General features: G+C 74.8%; 27 protein-coding genes. 14 read left to right on the top strand and 13 right to left on the bottom strand.

Features of this window, described 5'->3' with window-relative positions; genetic code table 11:
- The first annotated feature begins 121 nt into the window (after positions 1 to 121).
- On the top strand, positions 122 to 778 hold the full coding sequence (locus tag LG379_RS01240) for a hypothetical protein (RefSeq protein WP_225752781.1): 657 nt from the start codon (positions 122 to 124) through the stop codon (positions 776 to 778).
- Between the two features lie 212 nt (positions 779 to 990).
- Positions 991 to 1,845 carry an SGNH/GDSL hydrolase family protein gene (locus LG379_RS01245; protein WP_225752782.1) on the top strand — a complete coding sequence of 285 codons (855 nt, stop codon included), beginning with the start codon at positions 991 to 993 and terminating at the stop codon, positions 1,843 to 1,845.
- A 118-nt stretch (positions 1,846 to 1,963) separates the two neighbouring features.
- Here LG379_RS01245 and LG379_RS01250 read toward each other — a convergent pair whose 3' ends face one another.
- The 3 genes from LG379_RS01250 to LG379_RS01260 all read right to left on the bottom strand — a co-directional run bounded on the left by LG379_RS01250 (position 1,964) and on the right by LG379_RS01260 (position 5,909).
- A complete protein-coding gene (locus tag LG379_RS01250) occupies positions 1,964 to 3,814 on the bottom strand; it encodes a bifunctional UDP-sugar hydrolase/5'-nucleotidase (protein WP_225752783.1) in 1,851 nt (616 codons plus the stop codon).
- Between the two features lie 117 nt (positions 3,815 to 3,931).
- On the bottom strand, positions 3,932 to 5,458 hold the full coding sequence (locus tag LG379_RS01255) for a threonine/serine exporter ThrE family protein (protein WP_225752784.1): 1,527 nt from the start codon (positions 5,456 to 5,458) through the stop codon (positions 3,932 to 3,934).
- Between the two features lie 76 nt (positions 5,459 to 5,534).
- Complete coding sequence (locus LG379_RS01260; RefSeq protein ID WP_225752785.1) at positions 5,535 to 5,909, bottom strand: hypothetical protein; 375 nt, start codon at positions 5,907 to 5,909, stop codon at positions 5,535 to 5,537.
- A gap of 343 nt (positions 5,910 to 6,252) precedes the next feature.
- Between LG379_RS01260 and LG379_RS01265 the strand changes: the two genes are divergently transcribed.
- Together LG379_RS01265 and LG379_RS01270 are read left to right on the top strand one after the other, a co-directional pair.
- Positions 6,253 to 7,878: an alpha/beta hydrolase domain-containing protein gene (locus tag LG379_RS01265; protein WP_225752786.1), complete on the top strand. Its 1,626-nt coding sequence runs from the start codon at positions 6,253 to 6,255 to the stop codon at positions 7,876 to 7,878.
- 99 nt (positions 7,879 to 7,977) lie between these two features.
- Positions 7,978 to 8,967 carry an SDR family oxidoreductase gene (locus tag LG379_RS01270; protein ID WP_225752787.1) on the top strand — a complete coding sequence of 330 codons (990 nt, stop codon included), beginning with the start codon at positions 7,978 to 7,980 and terminating at the stop codon, positions 8,965 to 8,967.
- Positions 8,968 to 9,131: 164 nt separating this feature from the next.
- On the opposite strand, the gene LG379_RS01275 is transcribed toward LG379_RS01270, so the two are convergent.
- The gene (locus tag LG379_RS01275; RefSeq protein WP_225752788.1) at positions 9,132 to 10,007 is read right to left on the bottom strand and encodes an LLM class flavin-dependent oxidoreductase; all 876 of its coding nucleotides are present in this window, start codon (positions 10,005 to 10,007) and stop codon (positions 9,132 to 9,134) included.
- A 12-nt stretch (positions 10,008 to 10,019) separates the two neighbouring features.
- Positions 10,020 to 11,105: a hypothetical protein gene (locus LG379_RS01280; RefSeq protein ID WP_225752789.1), complete on the bottom strand. Its 1,086-nt coding sequence runs from the start codon at positions 11,103 to 11,105 to the stop codon at positions 10,020 to 10,022.
- Positions 11,106 to 11,776: 671 nt separating this feature from the next.
- Here LG379_RS01280 and LG379_RS01285 point away from each other — a divergent pair.
- Positions 11,777 to 12,775, top strand: a complete 999-nt coding sequence (locus LG379_RS01285; RefSeq protein WP_225752790.1) for an Fpg/Nei family DNA glycosylase — start codon at positions 11,777 to 11,779, stop codon at positions 12,773 to 12,775.
- Positions 12,776 to 12,873: 98 nt separating this feature from the next.
- Here the strand turns inward: LG379_RS01285 and LG379_RS01290 are convergent, their stop codons facing one another.
- A complete protein-coding gene (locus LG379_RS01290; RefSeq protein WP_225752791.1) occupies positions 12,874 to 13,635 on the bottom strand; it encodes a hypothetical protein in 762 nt (253 codons plus the stop codon).
- 225 nt (positions 13,636 to 13,860) lie between these two features.
- Between LG379_RS01290 and LG379_RS01295 the strand changes: the two genes are divergently transcribed.
- Positions 13,861 to 14,802: an LLM class F420-dependent oxidoreductase gene (locus LG379_RS01295; RefSeq protein ID WP_225752792.1), complete on the top strand. Its 942-nt coding sequence runs from the start codon at positions 13,861 to 13,863 to the stop codon at positions 14,800 to 14,802.
- 21 nt (positions 14,803 to 14,823) lie between these two features.
- On the opposite strand, the gene LG379_RS01300 is transcribed toward LG379_RS01295, so the two are convergent.
- Together LG379_RS01300 and LG379_RS01305 are read right to left on the bottom strand one after the other, a co-directional pair.
- On the bottom strand, positions 14,824 to 16,149 hold the full coding sequence (locus LG379_RS01300) for a glycosyltransferase 87 family protein (protein WP_225752793.1): 1,326 nt from the start codon (positions 16,147 to 16,149) through the stop codon (positions 14,824 to 14,826).
- On the bottom strand, positions 16,122 to 16,541 hold the full coding sequence (locus LG379_RS01305; RefSeq protein WP_225752794.1) for a DUF4190 domain-containing protein: 420 nt from the start codon (positions 16,539 to 16,541) through the stop codon (positions 16,122 to 16,124). Before LG379_RS01305 ends, LG379_RS01300 begins: the two co-directional genes overlap by 28 nt.
- A gap of 180 nt (positions 16,542 to 16,721) precedes the next feature.
- Between LG379_RS01305 and LG379_RS01310 the strand changes: the two genes are divergently transcribed.
- Positions 16,722 to 18,080 (top strand): uracil-xanthine permease family protein, encoded by a 1,359-nt coding sequence (locus LG379_RS01310; protein WP_225752795.1) that lies wholly within the window; start codon positions 16,722 to 16,724, stop codon positions 18,078 to 18,080.
- Positions 18,081 to 18,196: 116 nt separating this feature from the next.
- Here LG379_RS01310 and LG379_RS01315 read toward each other — a convergent pair whose 3' ends face one another.
- Genes LG379_RS01315 through LG379_RS01325 form a run of 3 tightly spaced genes read right to left on the bottom strand, consistent with a single transcriptional unit; the run spans position 18,197 to position 19,843 of the window.
- Positions 18,197 to 18,841 carry an N-acetyltransferase gene (locus LG379_RS01315; protein ID WP_225752796.1) on the bottom strand — a complete coding sequence of 215 codons (645 nt, stop codon included), beginning with the start codon at positions 18,839 to 18,841 and terminating at the stop codon, positions 18,197 to 18,199.
- A gap of 7 nt (positions 18,842 to 18,848) precedes the next feature.
- On the bottom strand, positions 18,849 to 19,547 hold the full coding sequence (locus LG379_RS01320; protein WP_225752797.1) for a LytR C-terminal domain-containing protein: 699 nt from the start codon (positions 19,545 to 19,547) through the stop codon (positions 18,849 to 18,851).
- The gene (locus tag LG379_RS01325; RefSeq protein ID WP_225752798.1) at positions 19,547 to 19,843 is read right to left on the bottom strand and encodes a type II toxin-antitoxin system VapB family antitoxin; all 297 of its coding nucleotides are present in this window, start codon (positions 19,841 to 19,843) and stop codon (positions 19,547 to 19,549) included. Before LG379_RS01325 ends, LG379_RS01320 begins: the two co-directional genes overlap by 1 nt.
- 135 nt (positions 19,844 to 19,978) lie before the next feature.
- Here LG379_RS01325 and LG379_RS01330 point away from each other — a divergent pair, with 135 nt between their 5' ends.
- From LG379_RS01330 to LG379_RS01360, 7 genes are read left to right on the top strand one after another with little or no spacing between them, the layout of a single operon-like run.
- Positions 19,979 to 20,467: an Asp23/Gls24 family envelope stress response protein gene (locus LG379_RS01330; protein WP_225752799.1), complete on the top strand. Its 489-nt coding sequence runs from the start codon at positions 19,979 to 19,981 to the stop codon at positions 20,465 to 20,467.
- A complete protein-coding gene (locus LG379_RS01335) occupies positions 20,464 to 20,805 on the top strand; it encodes a hypothetical protein (protein ID WP_225752800.1) in 342 nt (113 codons plus the stop codon). The genes LG379_RS01330 and LG379_RS01335 overlap by 4 nt, the downstream gene beginning before the upstream one ends.
- Positions 20,798 to 20,974 carry a DUF2273 domain-containing protein gene (locus LG379_RS01340; RefSeq protein WP_225752801.1) on the top strand — a complete coding sequence of 59 codons (177 nt, stop codon included), beginning with the start codon at positions 20,798 to 20,800 and terminating at the stop codon, positions 20,972 to 20,974. The genes LG379_RS01335 and LG379_RS01340 overlap by 8 nt, the downstream gene beginning before the upstream one ends.
- Positions 20,967 to 21,419, top strand: a complete 453-nt coding sequence (locus LG379_RS01345) for an Asp23/Gls24 family envelope stress response protein (RefSeq protein ID WP_225752802.1) — start codon at positions 20,967 to 20,969, stop codon at positions 21,417 to 21,419. The genes LG379_RS01340 and LG379_RS01345 overlap by 8 nt, the downstream gene beginning before the upstream one ends.
- On the top strand, positions 21,416 to 21,955 hold the full coding sequence (locus LG379_RS01350) for a DUF6286 domain-containing protein (protein WP_225752803.1): 540 nt from the start codon (positions 21,416 to 21,418) through the stop codon (positions 21,953 to 21,955). The genes LG379_RS01345 and LG379_RS01350 overlap by 4 nt, the downstream gene beginning before the upstream one ends.
- Entirely contained in the window at positions 21,952 to 22,536 is a 585-nt protein-coding gene (locus LG379_RS01355) for a hypothetical protein (RefSeq protein WP_225752804.1), read from the top strand. The genes LG379_RS01350 and LG379_RS01355 overlap by 4 nt, the downstream gene beginning before the upstream one ends.
- Before the next feature lie 11 nt (positions 22,537 to 22,547).
- On the top strand, positions 22,548 to 22,904 hold the full coding sequence (locus tag LG379_RS01360) for a hypothetical protein (protein ID WP_225752805.1): 357 nt from the start codon (positions 22,548 to 22,550) through the stop codon (positions 22,902 to 22,904).
- A gap of 35 nt (positions 22,905 to 22,939) precedes the next feature.
- Here LG379_RS01360 and LG379_RS01365 read toward each other — a convergent pair whose 3' ends face one another.
- Positions 22,940 to 23,344, bottom strand: coding sequence for a DUF302 domain-containing protein (locus LG379_RS01365; RefSeq protein ID WP_225752806.1), 405 nt, complete (start codon positions 23,342 to 23,344; stop codon positions 22,940 to 22,942).
- Positions 23,344 to 23,706, bottom strand: coding sequence for a thioredoxin (trxA, locus tag LG379_RS01370; protein WP_225752807.1), 363 nt, complete (start codon positions 23,704 to 23,706; stop codon positions 23,344 to 23,346). Before trxA ends, LG379_RS01365 begins: the two co-directional genes overlap by 1 nt.
- Between the last annotated feature and the right edge of the window lie 70 nt (positions 23,707 to 23,776).

The following is a 23,776-nucleotide window of genomic DNA, read 5'->3' on the forward strand; positions in this document are numbered from 1 at the left end:
GTCGCGACCGACGCGGCGAACTGGCAGGTGGCTCCCAGGGTGCTCCCAGCCCGGGGGAGGAGGCTCGAACCAGAGGGAGCCGGCGACCGGGCCGGTGCGGGGTCAGGGTAGGGAGAGGCCGATGAGGACAGCACTGCTAAGGACGGTGGCGGCGGGAGCCGTCGGCCTCGTCGGCCTGGCGGGCGTCGCGATCGGCGCCACGGCCGTGCTGCCGGCGACTGCGGCCCCGTCGGACGAGACGATCGAGGACCCGTTCCTGGCGCACCACGCCGAGCGCATCCGTGACTCGCTGGAGTCGCTCGTGACGGACGGCACGATCGACGCCGCCCAGGCGGACGCGGTCGCCGAGGCGCTGGCCGACGAGATGGGGCCGCGGGGCGGCGCCGGTCACGGCATGCGCGGCGCGAACCTCGACGCGGCAGCGGAGGCGCTGGGCCTGACGACCGACGAGCTGCGTGACGCGCTCGCCGACGGGTCCACCCTCGCGGACGTCGCCGACGCCCAGGGGGTTGCGGTCGACGACCTGGTGGCAGCCCTGGTGGCAGCGGCCGAGGCGCGGATCGACGACGCCGTGGCCGACGGGCGCATCGACGCCGAGGAGGCCTCGGAGCTCAAGGCCGGCCTGACCGAGCGCATCACCGAGCGTGTGGAGAGCGGGACGCCGGTCGGCGGTGGGCACCACGGCGAGAGGGGTGGCGGCCAGAACGGCGGTATGGGTGGCGGCCACCACGGCGGGGGCATGGGCGGCATGGGGCGCGGCTTCGGTGTGGGCGCCTGACGGCTGACCGACGCGCACGGTGACGGCGGTCCGGACCTGTCCGGGCCGCCGTCGTCGTTCTCGGACGGGAGTCAGCCGGCTCGTGACAGCCCGGACGAATCGGTCACATGGATCATGCTCGCGGTCGTACCGTCGAGGTGCCCGACCGCACTCCTCTGGGGGTAGTCATGAACCGACGTCGGTCTGTCGCTCTCGCAGCAGCACTGAGTCTCGTGGCAGCCGCGGTCGGTGCGGGTGCCGCGGTCGCGGCTCCTCCGGTACCGCCCGGCCTGCCCGTCTACCTGGTGCTCGGCGACTCGATCGCCGCCGGGCAGGGATCCGTCGACAGCGTCGACATGGGCGAATGGCTGCAGAAGGGGTACGCGGCGCAGATCGTGCCCACCCTCCAGGAGGAGATCGACTGCCTGCCCGGTCTCGGCGAACCGGTGCCGGCAGGGTGCAAGCACCTGCAGTACCTCAGCTACGCACGCCCCGCCCTGCCCGGTCAGCCGGGTGTCACGACCGACCTCATGCTCCAGCCCGGGGACCAGGTCGATCGGGCCGTTGCACTCCTGGAGGCGCGCAACCAGGACCGCAACCCCCGCAACGACGTCGAGGTCATCCTCCTGACCGTCGGAGGCAACGAGGCGCTCGACGGGACGTTGCGGCCCTGCCTCGGTGCGCCCTCGGCCTGTGGTGCCTTGGCTGATGCCGTGCTCGACGACTTCGAGGCGAACTACGGCGTGATGCTGGACCGGCTGCGCGACGCCGCGGGTGAGGACGTGGTCATCCTCACGACCGCGTACTACAACCCGCTGCCCTACTGCGGCCTGTCGGAGGCGTTCAGCATCCCGGTCCCGACCCTCGCGTTCCTCGGCGGCTTCGTCCTCGAAGGCGGCGCCGGCCCGTTCGGAGTGCTCGACGCCGGCCTCAACACGCGGATCCGCGACACCGCGGCGCAGTACGGCGCCGACACCGTCGAGACCTCGATGCTCGGCCCCGGTGACTTCGCCGACTGCAAGCACCCCAACGGTGCCGGCCACGCGAAGATCGCCGCCGCGTTCGCGGACATGGTGACGGGCGGCTGACTCTCGGCACTGGAGCGCACTCGCCCGGCTCGGGCATGACGACGGCCGGGTGGGATCCCGAGGGTCCCACCCGGCCGTCGTCGGGCCGCTCAGCGAGCGGAGGTCGGCACGGTGCCAGTCACTCGACGATGTCGAGCGGCTGGTCGCCGAACGTCAGCCACCAGTCCGGGTTGGTCGAGGAGAAGACGGCCGGGTCGATGACGCCCTGCGCCGTGACCCAGTCGATCATCAGCTGACGGATCTCCTGCTGGGCGTTGTGCACGACCGGCGCGTCCTTGACGTGCGGGAAGTTGCCGCCGCCGGACTGCCGGTAGTTGTTCACCGCGACGACGAACTCCTGCGCGGGGTCGATCGGCGCCCCGCCGTACGCCAGGTCGACGATGCGGCTCCCCACCGGCTGCGACAGGTCGATCCGGTAGGTGAGGGGCGCGTCGAGGCCGGCCATGACGTCGTAGTTGTAGTCCGGCGTGCCGGTCCCGGCGGTCGGGGTCACCGCGTTGGTGACCTGCGACGGCGCGAGCGGGCCGGCGCTGCTGACCTGCTGGAAGTACCGCGCCGAGAACTCGAGGTAGTCCTCGATCTGCGCGCCGGTCATGCGCACGCCGAGCAGCGTGTTGTCGAAGATGTACAGCCCGGCGATGTCGCGGACCGAGACGTCACCGGCGGGGATCGCCGCCTGCGCGTTGAACGGTGCCGCGATGGACAGGACGGGCAGCTCGGCGTCCGTGCCGGTGAGGTTCCGCTTCACCTCGGCCGCCTGGACGTAGTTGATGAAGTCCAGGGCCGCGGTGTCCTCGTACCGGGCCGTGGCGGCGGACATGGGCGCGAGCGACGTGCCCACGACGCTGTTGACGTAGTCGACGACGGTCTCGTGCTGGTCGGCCACGAGGTCGACGATCCCCGGGTGCTCCGGCACCGTGTTGGCGTTGAGGAGCTCCGCGTTCACGGAGTCGACGGCCCACGTCCCGCGCTCGTAGGACAGGTCGATGTCGAACACCGACAGCCGCATGCCCCAGCGCAGGGGCATCGAGAGCACGACCTCCTCGCCGGTCTGCTGGTTGACGACGACGCGCTCGGGGATCTCCCGGTGCGCGTGGCCGGTGAGGACCGCGTCGATGCCGGGCACCTGCTCGGCCATCTGCACCGCCGCGTTCTCGGGGAACGGCAGCGCGTCACCGTACGAGGAGCCGCCGTCGGCCCCCGTGTGGGCGAGGACGACGACGACGTCGGCCCCGGCCTGGCGGACCTCGGGCACCCAGCGGGCGGCCTGCTCGACGACGCCGCCGAACTCGAGGAGGCCCTCGACGTTGGCCCGGTCCCAGATCGCGCTGCCCGGCGTGGTGACGCCGACGAAGCCCACCTTGATCGGCTTGGCGCGGTCGTCGGGACGGACCGTGGTGATCGTGTACGGCGCGAACGCCGGCTCGCCGGTCGCTGCGTCGAGCACGTTCGCGCCCAGCAGCGGGGAGTCCACCTGGTCCTCGAACGCCCGCAGCAGCGGCAGGCCGTAGTTGAACTCGTGGTTGCCCAGGACGGCGGCGTCGTAGTCCAGGGCGTTCATGGCGGTCGCCATGGGGTGCCGGGCGCCCTCGGTGATCGGGTCCACCTTGGCGTAGTAGTACGCCAGGGGCGTGCCCTGGATGAGGTCGCCGTTGTCGACCAGGAGCGTGTTCTCCGCGCCCTTCGCCTCGCGGACGTCCTCGACCAGGCTGGCGATCTTGGCCAGGCCGACGTCGTTGCCGGGCCGGTCGGTGTACTCGGCGTTCGCGAAGTAGTCCCAGTTCAGGACGTTGCCGTGGAGGTCGCTCGTGCCCATGACGGTCAGCTCGTACGACCGCGGCTGGCCGTAGCCGGTGCGGCCGTTGCCGTCCGCGCTGCCGGCCGCGGCGGGTGCGGCGCCCACGGCGATCAGGGCGGCGGCGGTGGTGAGCACACCGAGCGTCGTCGCTCGGGATGTGCGGTTGCTCATGCGGGGGTCCTCCCGTGTGAGGTGACTCGCACCGGTCGGTGCGCCAACATGCTTCGTCCCCGGAACTCTTGGTCACAAGGTCGCGCGGGTGAGGCGCAGATCACATCTGGGTGGACGTCAGCTGTCCGCGAGGTGAGTCGGCGCGGACCGGGCGGCAGCGGGGCTGCCCGAGGGCGTCGAGCGGCCCGAGCGCCGCAGGAGCTGCCCGGGCGCGCGTCCCGTGACCCCCCGCACGGCCGCCGAGCGCGACCGGCCTCCGCCCCGCGTGCCGAGCCGCAGCGGCGCTCCGAGGAACTCGCCGAGCGTCACGCCGGCGGCGATGCCGAGGCCGATCATCAGGGCGCCGAAGAGTCCGGCGACCCCTGGCAGGAGCCCGATCTCCGTGCTGCTGGTGACGAGGTCGAACATCCCGCGGTAGATCGCCAGCCCCGGCAGCAGCGGCACGATGCCGCACACCGACGTGACGATGGACGGCACGCGCAGCCGCGGGGAGGCCCACTCGCTGACGAACCCGACGACGGCCGCCGCGATCGCGCTCGACACCGCGGGACCGACACCGACGCTCGTCATGAGGCCCAGCACCGCCCACGAGATCCCGCCCACCCCGGCAGCCATGAGGACCGCGCGGGGCCGGGCGTAGGAGGCGACGGCCCAGGCGAGCGCCACGACGGCGGCTGCGAGGACCTGCACCACCGGCGGGCTCGTGTTCTGCGGGGGGTCCAGCAGGAGGAGCGGCACGCCGAGGCGGCGGGCGACGTCGAGGACGAAGCCGATGCCGACGACGATCCCCAGCGTCAGGACGAAGACCTCGAACGCCCGCGCGCCCGCGGTGATCGGGAAGCCGCTGATGGCGTCCTCGGCCGCGCCGACGAGGGACAGGCCCGCCAGGAGCACGACGATCCCGGCGGCGACGACGAGGGACGGTGGCAGGACCGCCGGGTCGAACGGCAGGACGGGCCGGGCGAGGAAGATGCCGACGGCCACCAGCGCCGCGATCGCCGCGCCCACCGCCTGGAGGAAGAACGCCGGCAGGCCCCGGACGCTGAGGAACCACACGACACGGTCGATGACGGCGGTCGTGGCCGCGGCGACGAGCGCCACGAGGGGACCTCCGCCGAGCAGGATCGCGACCGCGCCGGCCAGCACGGACAGCGCGACCGTGACGACCCACCGGCGGTACGTCTGCGGAGCCGTCACGATCGCGTCGAGGGCGGCGTGGGCCGCGTCGACCCGCTCCGGCGCCTCCGCCGGCGGGACCACGGTGCCGCCGACCTCGCGCGCCAGCCCCACCACGTCCTGCAGGCGTCCGTAGTCCGGGATCCGCTCCGCGACGATCCTCATCATCGTCAGGGGGTACCCCTCCATGCCGCGGTCGTACGACACGGTGATCGACGTGAACGTGAGGTCCACCTGGGCGCCGCGCAGCCCGAAGGCCTTGAGGACGCGCCGGATCGCCAGCGTGACGTCGACGGCCGCGGCGCCGAGGGAGAGCATCGCCTCGCCGACGCGCAGGGACAGCTCCAGGACGGCGTGGATGGTCGCCGGCTCCAGCTCGCCCGGCCGCGAGCGCACCGCGGTCTGCACGGTCGGCGGGCCGCCGGCGACGCGTCGCACGACGGAACCCAGACCCCACCTCGCGCGCACGACCACGACCCTAGGCCGTGCGTCCGACCGCCCGCTGACGCCCGGCTCCCGCGGGAGCGACGGCCGGCGGTCCGGCTCAGCGCGCCCCGAGCCGGCACAGGACGTACCTGCGGCCCGGCACCGGCGCCGCCGCGGCACGGGCGTCGACGACGGGCAGGTCGGGGAGTCGTGCGGGGTCCCAGGCACCGGCCGACACGACCAGGACGTCGACCTGACCGAGCGCGACCCGGTCCAGGACCGCCCTGCGCACGACGGGCGACGTCGTCGTGCGCACACCCTCGACGCGGGTGCCGTGCGCCGCGCCGACCAGCTCGGAGGTGACCCGGGCCGTCGCGTCGTCGTCCTCCGTCACCACGGCGACCGGGCCGGAGCGCGCGAGGTCCAGCGCCGCCGCCGCGAGCCCCTGCCGTGCCGTGACTGCGGTCGTGTCGAGCTCTGCGGCGGTGGCCATGATCCGTCCTCCCTGGTCGTCCGGTGCAGGTCCCAGCACACCATCGACCACCGACACGGCCGTCGTCGGGGTCGTGGCCCGCCCCCGTCGTCCCCGGTGTGCGGACACGTGCACCGAGGTGCGCGGCGGGGCCGCGGCGCGCCCTTTCGCCCGGGTTCGCGGGGGTGTCGGCGGGGCACCGCCGTGCGCATGTTCTCAGGCCCCCGTGAGCGGATGCGGCGAGCGTCGGCGCTCCTTAGCGTCACGGCCACACCGCGACGGCGCGGTGCGGCGTCGGTGCCGGCCAGGGCAGGCCGGCACGGCGCTCCTGACGACCGGCCCGTACCGGGCCCGGAGGTGCACCATGAGGACCAGACCACCGTCCACACCGAGACACACCGCAGCCGTCGTCGCCGGTGCCCTCGTCGTGGCGCTCGTGCCGGCGGCCGCGGCGACGGCGGCCGACGGCGCCCGTCCGGCGCAGCGTGAGGCCTCCGTCCGGGCGGCAGCGCCGGCAGCGACCGCGCCGACGGCGATCGGCGACGCGCTGACGGACCTCGGCCTCACGGGCGTCGTCGGCCCGCTCCCGGTGACGGAGGACTCGTACCCGTTCGGGGCGGCGGACCACCAGCTCGTCCCGCAGGACCTGGGCAAGCTCGGCTACGTCGAGGAGGAGTACCTCGTCAGCGGGCTGTCGAACGTCTACACGTGGCCCCAGCAGGGCCCCGCGCAGGTGGTCACGCCCGACGCCCCGTACACCACGCGCGTGCTGGTGCGCCGGCCGGCGAAGGAGCAGCACTTCAGCGGCGCCGTCGTCGTGGAGATGCTCAACCCGTCCAACTGGTTCGACCTCAACATCGGCTGGGCGGTCGCGCACGAGGAGATCATCGACAACGGCGACACGTGGGTCGGCATCACGGCCAAGCCCATCGCCGTCGACGCGCTGCAGACCTTCGACCCCGAGCGCTACGGCGACCTCTCCTTCGCCAACCCGCTGACGCTGGACGACCCGCGCAACTGCGCGACGGTCGCCGCGGACAGCTCCCGCGAGACCGAGAACGGCCTCGTGTGGGACATCTACACGCAGGTCGGCCAGTGGCTGCGCGCCGACGACGCGACGAACCCGCTCACCTACGGCGACGGCGCGAGCGACGTCGAGCTCGCCTACGGCTTCGGGTACTCCCAGACCGGCGGCTACCTCGTCAACTACATCAACGCGGTGCGGCCGCTCGTCGTGGCGGAGACCGGCGAGCAGCCGTACGACGCCTACCTCGTCGCCGTCGCGGGCGGCGCGTTCGCGGGTGCCTACCCGATGAACCAGTGCGAGCCGGCGCCGCCGGCGAGCGACCCCCGCCGGCAGATCCAGGACGTCGGGGTCCCGGTCATGCGGGTCATGTCCCAGTCGGACTACCTCCGCGGCATCGGGTCACGCCGGGCGGACAGCGACGCCCCGGGTGACCGGTACCGGCACTACGAGCTCGCCGGCGCGGGCCACGCCACCCCCGAGGAGCTGTACTACTCCGCCGCGCCGGAGGACATCCTCGCCGCGGACCGGTCCGTGCCGCCGATGGCGTGCAACGAGGGGGAGCGCAGCCGCCTGCCCAACGAGATCTTCTTCAACGCGGCGCTGCACAACCTCGACCTGTGGGTCCGGGAGGGCGTCGCGCCGCCGAGCATCGACCCGATCCTGGTCCAGAACGGTGCACCCGTGCTGGACGAGCACGGCAACGTCCAGGGCGGCTGGCGCTCGCCGTACCTCGACGTGCCCACCAGCACCTGGTACGGCGCGGCGACGGGCGCGTCGTTCTGCTTCATCGCCGGGTGGGAGGACCCCTTCGACCAGGCGACGCTCGACGCGCTCTACCCGAACCACGGCGCCTACGTGCGCCAGGTGGGTGCCAGCGTCCGGTCGCTCGAGGAGCAGCGGCTCCTCACCGACTACGACGCGAAGCAGCTGACGGTCGAGGCGGCGCAGGCCGACATCCCCTGACCTGCTCCACAGCCGGGCCGTCCCTGCGAGTGCGGGGGCGGCCCGGCTGCCGCAGGGTGGAGGGCGCAGCTGCCCCCTCACCCCCTCACCGGAGGACCCATGCGCATCCGTGGCCGCGTCGTCGTCGTGACCGGCGCCTCGAGCGGGATCGGGCGGGCGACCGCCCTCGCGTTCGCGCAGCACAAGGCGGCCGCGGTCGTGCTGGCCGCCCGCCGCGAGGACGCGCTGGAGGACCTGGCCCGGGACGTCGAGAAGGCGGGCGCCCGGGCGCTGGTCGTCCCCGTCGACGTGGCCGACGAGGAGGAGGTCCGCGGGCTCGCCGACCGCGCCGTCGAGGAGTTCGGTCGCATCGACGTCTGGGTCAACGACGCCGCCGTCTCCGTCTACGGGGCCGTCGAGGAGCTGCCGCTGGAGGACGTGCGGCGCGTCCTCGACGTCGACGTCATGGGATACCTGCACGGCATCCGCGCCGCGCTGCCGTTGATGCGCGACCGCGGGGAGGGCGTCATCGTCAACATCGCCTCGGTGCTGTCGGTCGTGCCGCAGCCGTACGGCGCGCCCTACTCGATGGCCAAGGCCGCCGTGCTCGCGCTCGCCGGCAGCGTGCGGTCCGAGCTGCGGCTGGAGGGCCAGACGGGCATCCACGTCGTGTCGGTCCTGCCGACGACGGTCGACACCCCCTTCTTCCACCAGGCCGGCAACCACACCGGGCGAAGGCTCCTCGCCATGCCGCCGGTGAACGCTCCCCAGCGCGTGGCGGAGGCGGTCGTCGAGGCCGTGCGCAAGCCGCGGCGCGAGGTCCCGGTCGGCTCCGGGGCAGCCGGCCTCGTGCGCACCGCGCGCAAGCACCCCGACAAGGCCGAACGCCTCATCGCGCGCCAGGTCGACACCCAGCACCTCTCCCGCCGGCACGGCGCCGCGCCGACGAGCGGGAACCTCCACCGGCCGTCGCCGGTGCGGTCCGACGCCGCCGTGGAGGGCGGGTGGCACGGCCGCTCCCGCACCGGCGCGCGACGCGTCGCCCTGGTGGCCGCGGCGGTCGGCAGCGGCCTCGCGGTGCGGCGGCTGCTCGCCGGGGCCGGCAGGTGACGGCCCCCTCGACCGCACGCCGCGGCGCCTGCCGCACGCCGTCCGCCGCCGGGCCGAGGGGACGAGCATCACTCGACATGCTCACGCTGCGGTTCGCGGTCGGGCCAGGCCCCGGCACCGCCTGACGGCCACGCCGCGCGACGTCGCCCCCGGTCAGGGCCCGGTCAGGGCCCGGCGGCGATCCGCTCCTCCATCTGCCGCTGCGGCAGCGGCCGGCCGCCCTGCCACCCGAACCGCCAGGGGTGCACCGCCTCCTGCCACCACGTCGCCCCCGCGTCGGCGTGCGCCGCCATGAGGTCGTGCCGAGACGGGTCCGCACCGTCCGTCTCACCCGGCACCACGACGTCCAACGGCCCGGCCCCCGGATCGCGGTGCGCGGCGACGGCGGCCGTGACCGCCGCGGTGTCCTCGACCTGCCACGGACCGTCCGCACGCATCGGCACCACGCCGTCCCACCGGGCCGCGCGGCGGAAGGGCGGTCCACCCGGCCAGGTCCCGCCGACCCAGACCGGGATGCGCGGGGCCTGGACCGGGCGGGGGTGGCACTCGGCCGCCCACGCCGGGTCGTCGGCGCCCGGCGCCGCGCGGTAGAACTCGCCGCGGTGGACGACCGGCTCGCCGCTCCACAGCCGGACGAGGAGCTCCAGGTGCTCGTCGAGCATCCGGCCGCGTGCCCGCAGGTCCGGCTCCTCCCCGAGGTGACCCCACTCGAACGGGAACGCCCCGATGCCGACGCCGAGCACCGCGCGCCCCCCGCTGAGGTGGTCGAGGGTGACGGTCTGCCGGGCCACCTCGACCGGGCGGCGCCGCGGCAGGGGCGTCACGAGCGTCCCGAGCCGGATGCGGTGCGTCCGCCCGGCGGCGACGGCCAGCGTCATCCAGGGATCGACGACCTCGACGGGCCCGGGGTCGAAGGCGAACAGGTGGTCCCACAGGAAGAACCCGTCCCAGCCCGCCTCCTCGGCCAGGCGCGCCCATCCCGCGAGGAGGTCCACGGTGATCCCGGGGCCGAAGTTGGGGACGCAGACGGCGTGCTGCACGGCTCGATGCTGTCAGCCGGTCGCCTCCGGTGCGACCTCGTCCACCGACTCCTGCGACCGCGTGTACGCGGCGGCGCGGACGTCGTCGTCGTCCTCCAGGCCCGCACCGATCGCGCCGGCGACCGTCGCCAGGCTCGCCGTCAGCCACGCGAGCCGCCACCAGGTCCCGCCGTCCGGGTCGCGCCCGATGACGCCCGCGAGCACGTCCGCGTCGACGAGCAGCGCCGCTCCGAGCAGCGCGAGCAGCAGCAGGGCGAGGTGCAGGACCAGCACGCCGACGAGCACCGTGCCCGCGGTCGCCAGGTTGAACAGGGTGACCTGACGCCGTTCCCGCGCCCGGCGCGGACGCTCCCACAGGTGCGCGCCGACGATGAGCGCGACGCTCACCGCGACCACCGAGAGCACGGCGAGCAGGAGCAGGCGCCCGACGCCGAAGGCGTCGGCCAGCAGCCACAGGTCGGTCGTCACGAGCGTCAGCACGGCCGCGGCGCCCGCGGCCGTGAGCGCGCGGGACAACGGCGCGAGCAGCCGCCACGGACGGTTCGCCCGCACCATCGCCAGGAGCAGACCGACGTTGCTGCCGAGCACCCGGGCGGCGAGCCGCACGCCGCCGGGCGCCGCGGCGTCGTCGTCGGCGGTGAGCTGGCGCAGCCGGCCGCGGAGCCGCCGGTCGTCCCCTCCGCCGGCCGCGTCCGGCGACGCGGGCGTGGCGGGCACCGGTGCGTCGAGGAGCTCCGCGACGAGGCGCGCGACGGCGCCGCGGGTGCGCGCCCGCACGTGCACCGCACCGAGGGCGGGGACGCTGACGAGGCCCACGCCGTGGACGGGGGCCGTCTGCGTGACGACCGCGCGTCGCCCGTCGAGCAACGGGACGGCGGTGAGCACGACCGCGAGGTCCCAGTCCTCGTCGAGCATCCGGTCCCGCGACGCCTCGAGGGTGTCCAGGACGTGCGGCCCGCGGTCGGCGACGGGGTCCGTCACGACGGCCACGTCCCAGGCGTCACCGCCGACGGCGTCCCGCAGCTGGGTGTCGAGGTGCAGCAGCCCGTCCCCGAGGAGCTCCGCGACCCGGGGGGACACGAGCACCCCGAGCCGCACCGGGGGGACCGGCTCCTCGACGGGCTCCGGGCGCGGCGGGGTGGGCGTCGCGGTGGCCGTCCCGGACGTCGAACCCGGCAGGGGCCCCGGCGAGGTGGCGGCGCGACGTCTCCGCTCGGGGGACGGCGCCGGCATCGGCACGGTCGCGCCCGGCTGGGGCGCCGGCCGGGTGTCGGCGGGAGCATCGGCGGGACCGGACGCCGGGGTGGGTGCGTGCGGGCGGGTGCCCCTGCGGCGGCACGACGCCGGGCAGCAGGGTCGGGTCGACGAGGTCGTCGTCGCCGGGCGTCGTCACGGGCACGACGTGCTCCGCCCGCGTCGTGACCCGGGCGGACCGCGGCGCGCGTGCGGACACCCGGACGGGCGCGGTGAGCAGCTCACCGGCGACCGGCGCGGGCCCGCCGTCGCGCCCTGCGGCGCACGGGGCGGCCCGGCGGGAGCGGCGGGGGCCACGGGGAGGAGCCGCCGTGGTCCCAGGCGCGGGGGCACCGGGGAGGACCCCGGGGCAGGTCCCGCGGGAGCGGCGGGCAGGGGAGCGGTCACGTCCGGGGCGGGACCGCCGGGCGGGGGTTCTGGTCGTCGTACGGCACGGGGCCAGTGTGCGTCGCCCGGATGAGGCCTGCATGAGAAGTCCGGGACCCGCCCCGCCGAGCAGCACGTACCCTCGCCGGGTGCCCGAGGGTCATACCGTCCACCGCATCGCGCTGCAGCTCACCGCCGACATGGTCGGTCGCACCGTGGCCGTGTCGTCCCCCCAGGGGCGGTTCGCCGACGGCGCCGCGCTGCTGGACGGCCTGGAGATGGTGGCGGCACGCGCGCAGGGCAAGCACCTCTTCCTCGGCTTCGGCCACGGGACCGAGGCGGTCCTCGGCGCCGCTGCGCTGCGCTGGCTGCGGGTCCACCTCGGCCTCTACGGCGCCTGGGACTTCCACGGCGTCGTGTCCCCGATCGCCGACGCCGCCGTCGGCGCCGCCTCGCTCGGTGCCCCGCGCGCGCGGCGCGCCCGCCGGATGGGCGAGGGCGAGCGCGACGTGCCGGGCGCCGTGGGCGCCGTCCCGGCGAACGGACAGGGGGGACCGCCCGGAGCCGATGACGCCCTGACGTGGCCCCCGGAACCGGTCGGACAGGTGCGGGTCCGCCTCGACACGGGCGCCACCCTCGCCGACCTGCGCGGCCCGACGGCGTGCACGGTCGTCACCCCGGACGAGGTGCGCGCCGTCGTCGCCGGCGCCGGACCGGACCCACGGACGGCCGGCCCCGAGGGCGAGGACGACTTCGTCCGGCGCCTGACGGCACGGCGCGTCGCGGTGGGGCAGCTGCTCATGGACCAGGCGGTGGTGAGCGGCATCGGCAACATCTACCGGGCGGAGATGCTGTTCCGGGCACGCCTGGACCCGTACACCCCTGGGACGCGGGTGCCGACGGACACCGCACGGGAGCTGTGGCGCGACTGGGTGGCGCTGCTCGACGACGGCGTGCGGACGGGGGTCATGGTGACGCGCGCGGACCTCTCGCCGGCCGGACGTGCCCGGGCGGTCTCGGAACCGGCGCTGCGGCACGCCGTCTACGGCCGCGCGGGTGAGCCGTGCCTGCGGTGCGGGACGCCGGTCGGCCTGGCGGAGATGGCGGGCCGCAAGCTCTACTGGTGCGCCGGCTGCCAGACCGGCTGACCACTGCCGAAGCGGCCGAGCACCCGCGGACGCGACGGAGGCCCCGCCGAGGACGGCGGGGCCTCCGTGCGACGGCCCTCACGGGCCGGACGCAGAGGTCAGACGACGGGACCGGCGCTCGCGCCCCGACCGTTGTCGCTCGCGACGGGCTGAGCAGCGGCGCGGGCCTGCTGGTCGACGCTCGGGCTGCTCGCGACCTCGGCCTTGACGCGGCTCGTCTCCGCCTCGGCGGTCGCCAGGTACCGCTCCCAGCGGGTCTGCATCGGCTTGATGAGGCCACCACCGACACCGACGATGACGACGCCCGAGATGGTGGCGAGGATCGCGACGAGGACCGGCACGGTGACCGTGACGGCGATGCCGACCTGGTTCAGCGCGGCGATGACGCCGAGACCGATGATGGCGACGGCCGCCAGGTTCGCGAGCGCCTTGCCGTACGACAGGCCACCGAGGGTGTTCGTGATGAGCTCCTTGACCGCGGCGGCGATGGCAGCGGCGACGACCACGATGACGATCGCGACGAAGAGCTTGGGCAGGAAGGCGATGACGCCCTGGAGCAGCTCGCTGATCGGGTTCCGGCCGAAGACGCCGAACGCCATCTGCAGGACGAAGAGCAGCAGCGCGTAGTAGACGATCTTGCTGACGATGTCCGAGGCGTCGTACTTGGACTTCGCCAGGGCCTTGCGGATCCCGCCGCGCTCCACGGCGCGGTCGAAGCCGACGCGCTCGAGGACCTTGTCGATCGCCTTGGCGACGACCTTGGCGATGATCCAGCCGATGATGAGGATGAGGAGGAAGCCGACCAGCTTCGGCACGAAGGTGACCACCTGGGTCCAGGCGGTCTCGAGTGCGTCGTTCACGTGGTTCTCCGGTCTCGTGGGGGCGTGACGGTCCGCCGGCACGAGGCCGACGCCGCCCGCGCGGCGGGACTGTCCCGCCGCTGTGGCCGCGCTGCCGTGGTCCGGGGCGGCGCCCAGTCATGGGAGCACCCGTCCGGCGGGGCGGCAACCGGAACCGCGAGGTGCCGCGCCGTCGTCCTCTGTCGTACCGTCTCGACGGACCACCACCGAGCAGCAGGGACGAGCATGGACCTGAGGATCTTCACCGAGCCGCAGCAGGGCGCGAGCTACGAGGACGTCCTGCGCGTCGCGCAGGCCGCCGAGCGCCTCGGGTTCGACGCCTTCTTCCGGTCCGACCACTACCTGGCCATGGGGGGCGACGGCCTGCCCGGCCCCACCGACGCCTGGACGACCCTCGCCGGCCTCGCCCGCGAGACGGAGCGCATCCGCCTGGGCACCCTCGTCTCCTCCGCCACCTTCCGGCACCCCGGCGTGCTCGCGATCCAGGTGGCGCAGGTGGACCAGATGTCCGGAGGGCGCGTCGAGCTCGGCCTCGGCGCAGGCTGGTTCGCCGCCGAGCACGAGGCCTACGGCATCCCCTTCCCCGGGAGGCGCTTCGGCATGCTCTCCGAGCAGCTCGAGGTCGTCACCGGGCTGTGGTCGACACCCGTCGGCGAGCGCTTCGACCACCGCGGGAGGCACTACACCCTGACCGACTCCCCGGCGCTGCCCAAGCCGGCGCAGCAGGGCGGCCGCGACGGCGCGACCGGCGTCCCGGTGATCGTCGGTGGGAACGGTCCTCGCCGCACGCCAGCGCTCGCCGCCCGCTTCGCCGCCGAGTACAACTCCTCGTTCCCGGAGATCTCCGACATCCCCCAGGCCTTCGCCCGCGTGCGAGCCGCGTGCGAGGAGATCGGTCGCCCGGCGGACGAGCTCGTCTACTCGGTCGCGCTCGTCCTGGCCGTCGGCAGCGACGACGCGGAGCTCGCCCGGCGCGCGGAGGCGATCGGGCGCGAACCGGCCGAGCTCCGCGAGCACGGCGTCGCGGGCACGGTCGCCGAGGCCGTCGACCGCATCGGGGCGCTGCGCGACATGGGCGTCGAGCGGCTGTACCTGCAGGTGCTCGACCTGCAGGACCTGGACCACCTCGAGCTGGTGGCGAGCGAGGTCGCCCCGCACGCCCGCTGAGGTCCCCGCCCGCCCGCCCGGTCAGGAGGCAGGCGTGCGCTCGGTGGACGGGGCGGCGGGCGTCCCGGCGCGCACGGCCTCCGTCACTGCCGCCACCACGGCCAGGACGAGCAGCGCGTGCAGTCCGGCGTTGCGGACCGCGAGCGCGCCGGTGACCAGCGGGTCGCCGGCGACGAAGGCCGAGTAGCCCCACGGGAAGACGACCTGGGTGAGCGCCGCGACCACGAGGGTCAGCGCCGCGGCGACCCGCGGCCAGGCGGGGCCGACCCCGCGCCCGGCGCCGGCCACGAGCGCCACGACCACCGGGGCGGCCAGCCACGCGACGAACTGCGGGGACCCGACCTTGTTGGCGACGACGAGCCAGACCGTCAGCGCCAGGCTCGACGGGAGGAGGACCGCGGCGGCCGCACCCCGTCGGCGGGCGACCACCAGCCCGGCCGCCGCCACGGCCAGGCCGACGGGCAGCACGACGTCCAGCACGCCGGCGGCGGTGGCGGCGGCGGGAGCGGACACCTCGTAGGTGACGAGGTCGTCGTCGTAGGAGACCCCGGTGCGGCCGTCCAGCGCCGCACCGAGCACCCACGGCGTCGCCGCGACCGCCTCGGCCTGCATGCCCCGGTCGGTCTGCGTCGTGAGGAAGGAGAAGGGTGCCCCCCCGAGGAGGAGGACCGTGCCCACCACGGCACCGCTCACCGCTGCCGCGGGCAGCACCACGTCGCGCCACGGCCGCCGCGCGGCCGCCGCGACCGGCAGGAGGAGAGGCCCCGACGCCACCTTGACCCACGCCCCGGCGGCGAGCAGGGCGGCGGCCCACCGGGTGGCGCCGGCGGTCCTGCCGCCCGTGGCGGCGAGCAGCCCCAGCGCGGCCAGCGGGACGACGACGGCGTCCAGCCGCCCGAGTGCCACGGGGCCGAGGGCGACGAGGAAGGCGAGCCACCACAGGGCCGCCGTCGTCGCGCCGCGCCGGAGCAGCGCCGCCACGACGACGGCGTCCAGCGCGGTCACCATCGTCGACCACGCCAGGGCGTACCCGGGGGTGGAGACGACGGTCACCAGCCCGGGCAGGAGCACGGGCGCCAGGGCCCCCGGCGGGTAGACCCACGGCATGTCCAGGACGGGCCGCGGCTCGTCGAAGCCGAGGAACGAGCCCGCCCACCAGCGGTAGAGGTCGACGTCCCAGAACGCCTCCGCCGGGACGACGACGACGCCGAGGAGGGCGAGGCCCGCGTGCACGGCGGCGAACGCCACCCAGACGGCCACGCGGCCCCGGCGCCCGGGCGGCGTGGCGGTGCGCGCGCGCCCGGGCTCGGCCACGGGGATCAGTACGTCGTGGTGACCTGGTCCCACGGGAGGACGGAGACGAACGCGACCAGCGCGATGACCGCCAGGATCGCCAGGACGATGGTGATGTAGCCGATGATGAGGCCCGCCTTCGCCAGGCCCGCGCCGCCCTCGCCGGTCTCGCGGATCTGCCGGACGGCCATGTGCCCCGTGATGATGCCCACGATGCTGCCGAGGATCGGGACGGCCGTGAACCCCAGGATCGAGCTGATCAGGGACACGATCGCCATCGTGTTCGTCTTGGGCGCGGTCGGGTAGCCGCCGCCGTACTGGCCGCCGTAGGGCTGCTGCGCGTACGGCTGCTGGTAGGGCTGCTGGCCCCCGGCCGGCGGCTGCGAGCCGTAGGGCTGGTCGGACGGCTGCCCGCCGTACGGCTGGCCCGGGTTCTGGTCGCTCACGGTGTCTCCTGGATGCGCTGGGTCGTCGGACGCGCGGTGCTCCCGTCGGCGGCGTCGGCCCCCGACCGTCACGAACCCGTCCAGCATGGCACGGGCCTACGTCGCAGCGCCGGTGGCTCGCTAGTGTTCACCCGGCCCTGCGGCGCCCGCCGGGGCCGGGTGCGCGCGGAGGAGTCCCGGATGAGCAGGATCGGCTGGAGTCTGCACGGCGACGGGCGCCGGGTGTCGCCCGGCGCGGTCGTGGCGCCGCACGAGCGGCTGTCGTGGCCGCGGACCCTCGGCATCGGCATGCAGCACGTGGTCGCGATGTTCGGCGCGACGATCCTCGTGCCGGCCATCACCGGCTTCGACGCCTCGACGACGCTGTTCTTCTCCGCGGCCGGCACCGCGCTCTTCCTCCTCATCACCGGCAACCGCCTGCCGAGCTACCTCGGCTCGTCGTTCGCCTTCATCGCCCCGATCCTCGCCGCGACGGCAACGGGCGGTCAGTCGGCGGCCGTCGGCGGCGTCCTCGTCACCGGGGTGCTCCTGGCCGTCGTCGGCGTGGTCGTGCACGTCGCCGGCGCGCGGTGGATCGACCTGGTGATGCCGCCGATCGTCACGGGCACGATCGTCGCGCTCATCGGCCTCAACCTCGCCCCCGTCGCCTGGGGCCTGCCCCAGCCCGACGGCTCCTTCTCCGGCTTCCGCGGGGCCCCGCTGACGGCGCTCGTGACCCTGGCCGCGATCGTGCTGACGACGGTGCTGTTCCGCGGCATGCTCGGCCGGCTCGCGATCCTCGTGGGCGTCGTCGTCGGGTACCTCTTCGCCCTGCTGCGCGGCGAGGTCGACCTCGCCGGGGTGCGGGAGGCCGCATGGGTGGGCCTGCCGTCCTTCACGGCCCCGTCGCTGGACCTCGGCGTCCTGGTCCTCTTCCTGCCGGTCGTGCTCGTGCTGGTCGCGGAGAACGTCGGGCACGTCAAGTCCGTCGCCGCGATGACCGGCCAGGACCTGGACCCGCTCATGGGCCGGGCGCTCGCCGCCGACGGCGCCGCGACGACCCTCGCCGGGCTCGGCGGCGGCTCCGGCACCACGACGTACGCGGAGAACATCGGCGTCATGGCGGCGACGAAGGTCTACTCGACCGCCGCCTACTGGGTGGCCGCCGGCGCCGCGCTGGTGCTGAGCATGTCGCCGAAGTTCGGGGCGCTCGTCGGGTCGGTGCCCGTGGGGGTGCTCGGCGGGGCCGCGACGCTGCTCTACGGGATGATCGGCATCCTCGGCGCGCGCATCTGGGTGCAGAACCGCGTCGACTTCTCCGACCCGGTCAACCTCACGACGGCCGGCATCGCGATCATCGTGGGCATCGCCAACTACACGTGGATCCCGCGCGAGGGCCTGGAGTTCACCGGCATCGCGCTCGGCACGGCCGCCGCCCTCGGCATCTACCACGTGATGCGCGTGCTGGCCCGGTGGCGCGGGACGAGCCAGGAGCCGGCGAGCCCCGCGTCCGTGCCGGGTGGCGACGAGCTGGACCGCGCCGGCACACCCCGCCACTGACGGCCACTGACCGCCGCTGCCCACCCGTCCCCCACCACCGATCCGCAGGAACGGGGAAGGTCCGTTGCGCCATGCGCAACCGAGCTTCCCCGTTGTGAAGGTGTCCGGGGGGCGGGTCAGCGGAGCAGGAGGCCCAGGAGGTGGCCGGCGGCGGCGTCGGGGTCGTCGATCGCCTCGGGGCTGCCGGCCGGGACGGGCGGGATCGGCTCGAAGCCGAGGTGCCGGTAGAAGGCCCGGGCGCGCTGGTTGCCCGGGTCGACGCCGAGCATCACCCCGGGCACCTCCCGCACCCGTAGGGCGGCCAGCAGGTGCTCGACCAGGCGGCGCCCGCCGCCGCGCCCCTGGGCCCGTGGCAGCAGGTCGATGTGGAGGTGCGCCGGCCACGTCGCCGCGATGGACGGCGGCGTGCGCTCGGGGTGCCGGACGAGGGCGAGCAGCTCGGCGTCCGGTGACCCGGCGGGCACGTCGCGCCACCTGTCGGCGTCGGCGCGCAGCCGGGGCCACCACTCCTGCTCGCACCGACGCTCGAACGCCAGGGTGTCCGCGACCCCGACGACGTAGCCGACCACCGTGTCGTCGTCGTCGTCGGTGAGGACGAAGGCGAGCTCGGGGCTCAGCGCGAGGTACGGGCCGACGTAGACGTCGCCGAGGAGCTGCGGGTCCGCGTAGTGCTCGGTCGCGTCCTGCCCGGCGTCGCCCGTGCGCAGGCAGATCTCGTACAGCCGGTCGGTGTCGCGAGGCCTCGCCCGCCGCACCGCCACGGGGCCCTCAGCCCTCGGCGGTCCCGGCGTCGGCCGCGCCCTCGACCGCGCCCTCGGCGGTCGTCGCCTCGGCCGCCTCGCCCTCGGCGGGCGGACCCTCGGGCGCCGTCTGGAGCGCCTGGTCCAGCGGGACGCACCCCGTGGGCGCGGAGAGCGGCTGGTCCGGCGCCAGCGTGATGAGCGTCGGGTCGAGCAGGCTCGTGAACGCGTCGCCCAGGATGAGGTCGACCGTCGGGTCCGCACGGAGGTCGAGCTCCAGGACGGGCGCCTCGAGCTGTGCCGCCAGGGTGTACGCGCTGCGCAGACCCTGCTCGCCGAACCGGATGAGGGTCGTGCCGGCGTACCCGCCGGGGAAGTTGTCCGTCGCGGCGACCACGAACCCGCGGGCGGCCAGGTCGTTGCTCACCTCCCCGGCGAGGCCGGCCGTGCCCGCACCGTTGAGGACCCGCACCTGCGTCTCGGCGTAGGTCGCGGGCAGGGTCCCCTCCGGGGGGCACGGCGGCGCGGCCACCGTGGGGGCGGGGGTGCTGAGGGTCGTGAAGTCGCGCGCGAACGGGGCGCTCACGACGCCGGTGTACACGGCGGCAGCACCCAGCCCGGCGACGGCCATCGCGGCGATCATCGCGCCGAAGACGACGGCCTGGCGCTCGCGGCGGTGGCGGCGGCGCAGCTGGCGGGCTCGCTCGGCGCTCGTGGGCGTGGCCATCAGTCCATCACCAGGACGCGCGCGTGGAGGATCGGGCGCTGCTGGAGGGCGGCGCGGACCGCGCGGTGGAGCCCGTCCTCGAGGTACATGACCCCCTTGTACTGCACGACGTGCGCGAACAGGTCGCCGTAGAACGTGGAGTCCTCCGACAGCAGGTTGACCAGGTCGAGCGTCCGCTTGGTCGTCACCAGGTCGTCGAGCCGCACCTGGCGGGGCGGGACCTCGGCCCACTCCTTGGGCGTGGTCAGGCCGTGGTCCGGGTACGGACGTCCGTCACCGACGGCCTTGAATATCACGCCCCGAGTCTAGTGGCGTGTCCCGGCCGTGCCTGTCATGCCGGTCGTGACGCGTGGCGGCCTCCGGTTGCGGAAGAGGCGTCCGCGGGTGAGCCTGACAACGGAAAAGCGAACGCCAACCGGAAGGAAAGTGCCATGTCGCAGACCACGGGTAGCACGACCCCCAAGACCCCCGGACGCAGCCAGGCCGGGAGTGACGTCTCGACCACGGGCGGCGGTGGCGGCCTCGTGACCGAGCAGGGTCGCACGAGCATCGCCGACGGCGTCGTCAGCAAGATCGCCGGCATCGCGACGCGCGAGGTCGACGGGGTGTTCGCTGTGGGTGGTGGCGCGGCGCGCGCGATGGGCGCCGTCCGCGAGCGGATCGGTGGCAAGAACCACGGTCAGGGCGTGTCGGTCGAGGTCGGGGAGCGGCAGGCAGCCGTGGACGTCGACGTCGTCGTGGAGTACGGCTACGCGATCGCGGACGTCGCGGACGGCGTCCGACGCAACGTCATCCGGTCGATCGAGCGCATGACCGGGCTCGAGGTCACCGAGGTGAACGTGGCCGTCGGCGACATCCACATCCCCGGCGAGGAGAGCGACGAGGACGACAAGCAGGAGCAGGAGCCCCGGGTCCGGTGAGCGACGACGCACGCGGCGCCCAGCCCGCGGCCGACGCGGTCGCGGACGCGCTGGGCCGGGTCCCGTCCGTCCGGCTCCATCAAGGGTCGGCGGCGGGCACCCACCTGCCGGGGCGCCGCGTCCACGGCGTCCGCGTCCACGACGCGGGCGTCGAGGTCCACGTGGCGGCCGTGTGGCCCACGACGGTCGAGGAGGCGGCCCAGGCCGTCCGCGCGGCCCTGGCGCCCCTGGTGACCGGACGTGTCGACGTCACCATCGACGACGTCGTCCTGGACGACGACCCCCGCTCTGAGGGACTCGGCCCTGAGGGCACAGCGACGGAGGTTTCCCATGCCTAAGAGCGTCGTCGGTCTGCTGACCGGCCTCCTCGTCACCATCGTGTTCCTGATCGGCGGCTGGTCGGGCTTCCTGCTCGCCCTGGTGCTGGGCGTCCTCGGGCTGGCGATCGGCGCGCAGCTCGACGGCGACGTCGACATCCCGGACCTGTTCCGGGGTCGCCGTGGCTGAGGACGCGGACTCGACGCTGCGCCTGCCGGCCGCGACCGGGGCGACCGCCGCGTCGCCCGGCCGGCCTCCCGGTGGGCGCGTCGAGCCGCTGGAGGGGCGCGGACGGACGGAGATCGCGGACCGCGTGCTCGAGCGTCTGGCCGCGCGCTTCGCGCTGGAGGTGCCCGGCGTCGTCCGCCACTCCAGCGGTCCGCCGCTGGGCGGCCTGGGCGAGCACCTGCCGGACGCCTCGGCGGAGTCCGCCGGTGAGCGCGTTCGCGTCAAGCTGCGGCTCGCCGTGCGCTGGGAGACGCCTGCGCACGAGGTCGCCGCTGCCGTCCGCGAGGACGTGCGTCGGCGCCTGACCGCGGCGACCGGCAAGAGCGTCGACCGTGTCGACGTCGTCGTGGGGGCGTTGCTGCCCTCGTCGAGGGTGCCCGAGGACACGGGGAGGCGGGTCCAGTGACTCCGACGTCCCCTCCCGTCCCGCGCAAGGCGGCCGGTGCCGGCATCATCGGGATGCTGCTCGCCGTGCTGCTCGTCGCCCTCGGCATCCTCCTCGTCCACGAGGGCCTCGCCCTCCAGGGCTGGATCGACGGCAGCCCCCTCCTCGAGGGGGTCCTGTCCCGCAGGGCGGTCGTCGAGCCCGGCCTGCTCACCACGGTGGTCGCCGCCGCACTCGCCCTGCTCGGCCTCTGGCTCCTGGTGACGGCCTTCCGCCGTGGCCGCCGCCGGGGCGTCGAGCTGGACGCCCGCACGCGCGTGTGGATGAGCCACCGTGACCTGGACCGTCTGGTCACGGGGACGGCCGAGGAGGTCGACGGCGTCCTGGGTGCCCGGGCCTCCGTCGGACGACGGCGCGCCGTCGTCCATGTCGACACCACGACCCCGGAGGTCCGCGGCGAGGTCGCGGCCGCCGTCGAGCGTCGGCTGACCGCCCTGGACGGCCGCCCGCGCGTCGACGTCCGGGCCACGCCGCGCCACGAGAGGGAGACACGATGAACCGGGCCACGTATGCCCTGGACAGGGTCGTCCTCACGCTCATCGCGCTGGTCCTGCTGCTCGGTGGCGCGTGGGTCGTCGCCTGGTCGCAGGGGTGGCTGCCCGACGGCTGGTGGTCGCCCCGGGGCTTCTTCGTCGGGCCCGTCCCGGAGAGCCTGACCGGTGCCGACTGGTGGCCGGTGGCCCTGCTCGTCGGCGGGGCGGTGCTCACCGTCCTCGGCCTGGTCTGGCTCGTGCGCCACTTCCGCTCGCACGGCGTCGAGGCACTGTCTCTGGTCGGCGATCCGCACGGCGGATCCATGATCGTCCAGGGCGCCGCCCTGGCGTCGGGAGCTGCGGCCGTCCTCCAGGACAGCGGTCCGGACGTGACCCGGGCACGGGGCTCGCTCGCCGAGCGGCACGGTCGCCTGGTGGTCGACCTCACGGCCTCGGTCCGTCGGGACGCCGACCTGGAGAAGGTCGCCAGGCTGTGCGACCGGGTGGCTGACGAGGTCGTGCGCACCACCGGGCGGTCGGACGTCTCGTGCCGGGTGCGGCTCAAGGTCGCCCCGCGCGCAGGCCGCGCCCCCCGCGTCCACTGAACGGACCGGGGGTGCCCGAGCCAGGGTCGGGTCGGCAGGCGCGCGCCGACGCCGACGCGGCACGACGTCGAGCCCTCCGCGAGCTCGCCCGCCGGCACCACCCCGACCGGGGTGGTGACCACGCCGAGTACGTCCGGCGCGCGGCCGAGCTGGAGCGGCGCTTCGCCCAGCCCCGGCGGGCGCTGCCGGACGGCCGTGCCTCGATGGTCCGCGTCGAGGCTGCTGCCCGCTGGCGTCTCGTCGTGCGCCGGCTGCGGCGCCAGGTGCGCCGGTGGCGTCGGCTGCGCACCGCGCGACGTCGGGCGCGCGTCGACGACCTGCTGCGTGGACGCCGCAGCGCCCGCAGCCGGGGAGGCCGCGGGCGCTGAGGTGGGTGTCGCAGGTGTGGCCGTGGTGCTCGACGTCAGCGGGCGCCGACCTGCTCGAGCGCCTCCCGCGCGGACCGCAGGCGCGCCGCGGCGTCGTCGGCGACCGCGGTCACGCCGGGGTTCGCCGTGACCTCGCTCATGATCTGCGGGTCCAGGAAGTCGACGCCGGTGCGACCGGCCCCCAAATCGCGAACGACGACGTTGCACGGCAGCAGGAGACCGATGGTCTCCTCCGCCTGCAGGGCCCGGTGGGCCAGCGGCGGGTTGCACGCGCCCAGGATCACCTGGCGCGGGATCTCCACGTCGAGCTTCTCCTTGAGGGTCGCCGACATGTCGATCTCGGTGAGCACGCCGAAGCCCTGGTCCTTGAGGGCAGCACGGGTGGCCTCGACCGCCTCGTCGAACGGACGGTCGAGGACCGTGCTGATCGCGTAGCCCATCAGGCGTCGGCCTTCGCGAGCTCGGCGCGGACCTCGTCCATGTCGAGGCCCTGTGCCTGCGTGATGAGGTCCTTGAGCGCGTTGCCGGGCAGCGCGCCGGGCTGGGCGAAGAGCAGGATGCCCTCGCGGAAGATCATGAGGGTCGGGATCGAGCTGATCCCGGCCTGAGCGGCGAGCATCTGCTCCGCCTCGGTGTCCACCTTGCCGAAGACGACGTCCTGGTGCTTCTCGGACGCGGCCTCGTAGACGGGGGCGAACATGCGGCACGGGCCGCACCACGCGGCCCACCAGTCCACGAGGACCAGCTTGTCGGACTCGATGGTGCTCTCGAAGGTCTCGGCGGTCAGGTCGACGGTCGCCATGGGTGCTCCTCTCGGTCGGTGGGGCGCAGCGGTTCCGTGCCGCGCACTATACCCCTGGGGGTATCAACGG

It is taken from the genome of Actinotalea sp. Marseille-Q4924, from assembly GCF_916618755.1.
In the GTDB taxonomy this organism is placed as follows: domain Bacteria; phylum Actinomycetota; class Actinomycetes; order Actinomycetales; family Cellulomonadaceae; genus Actinotalea.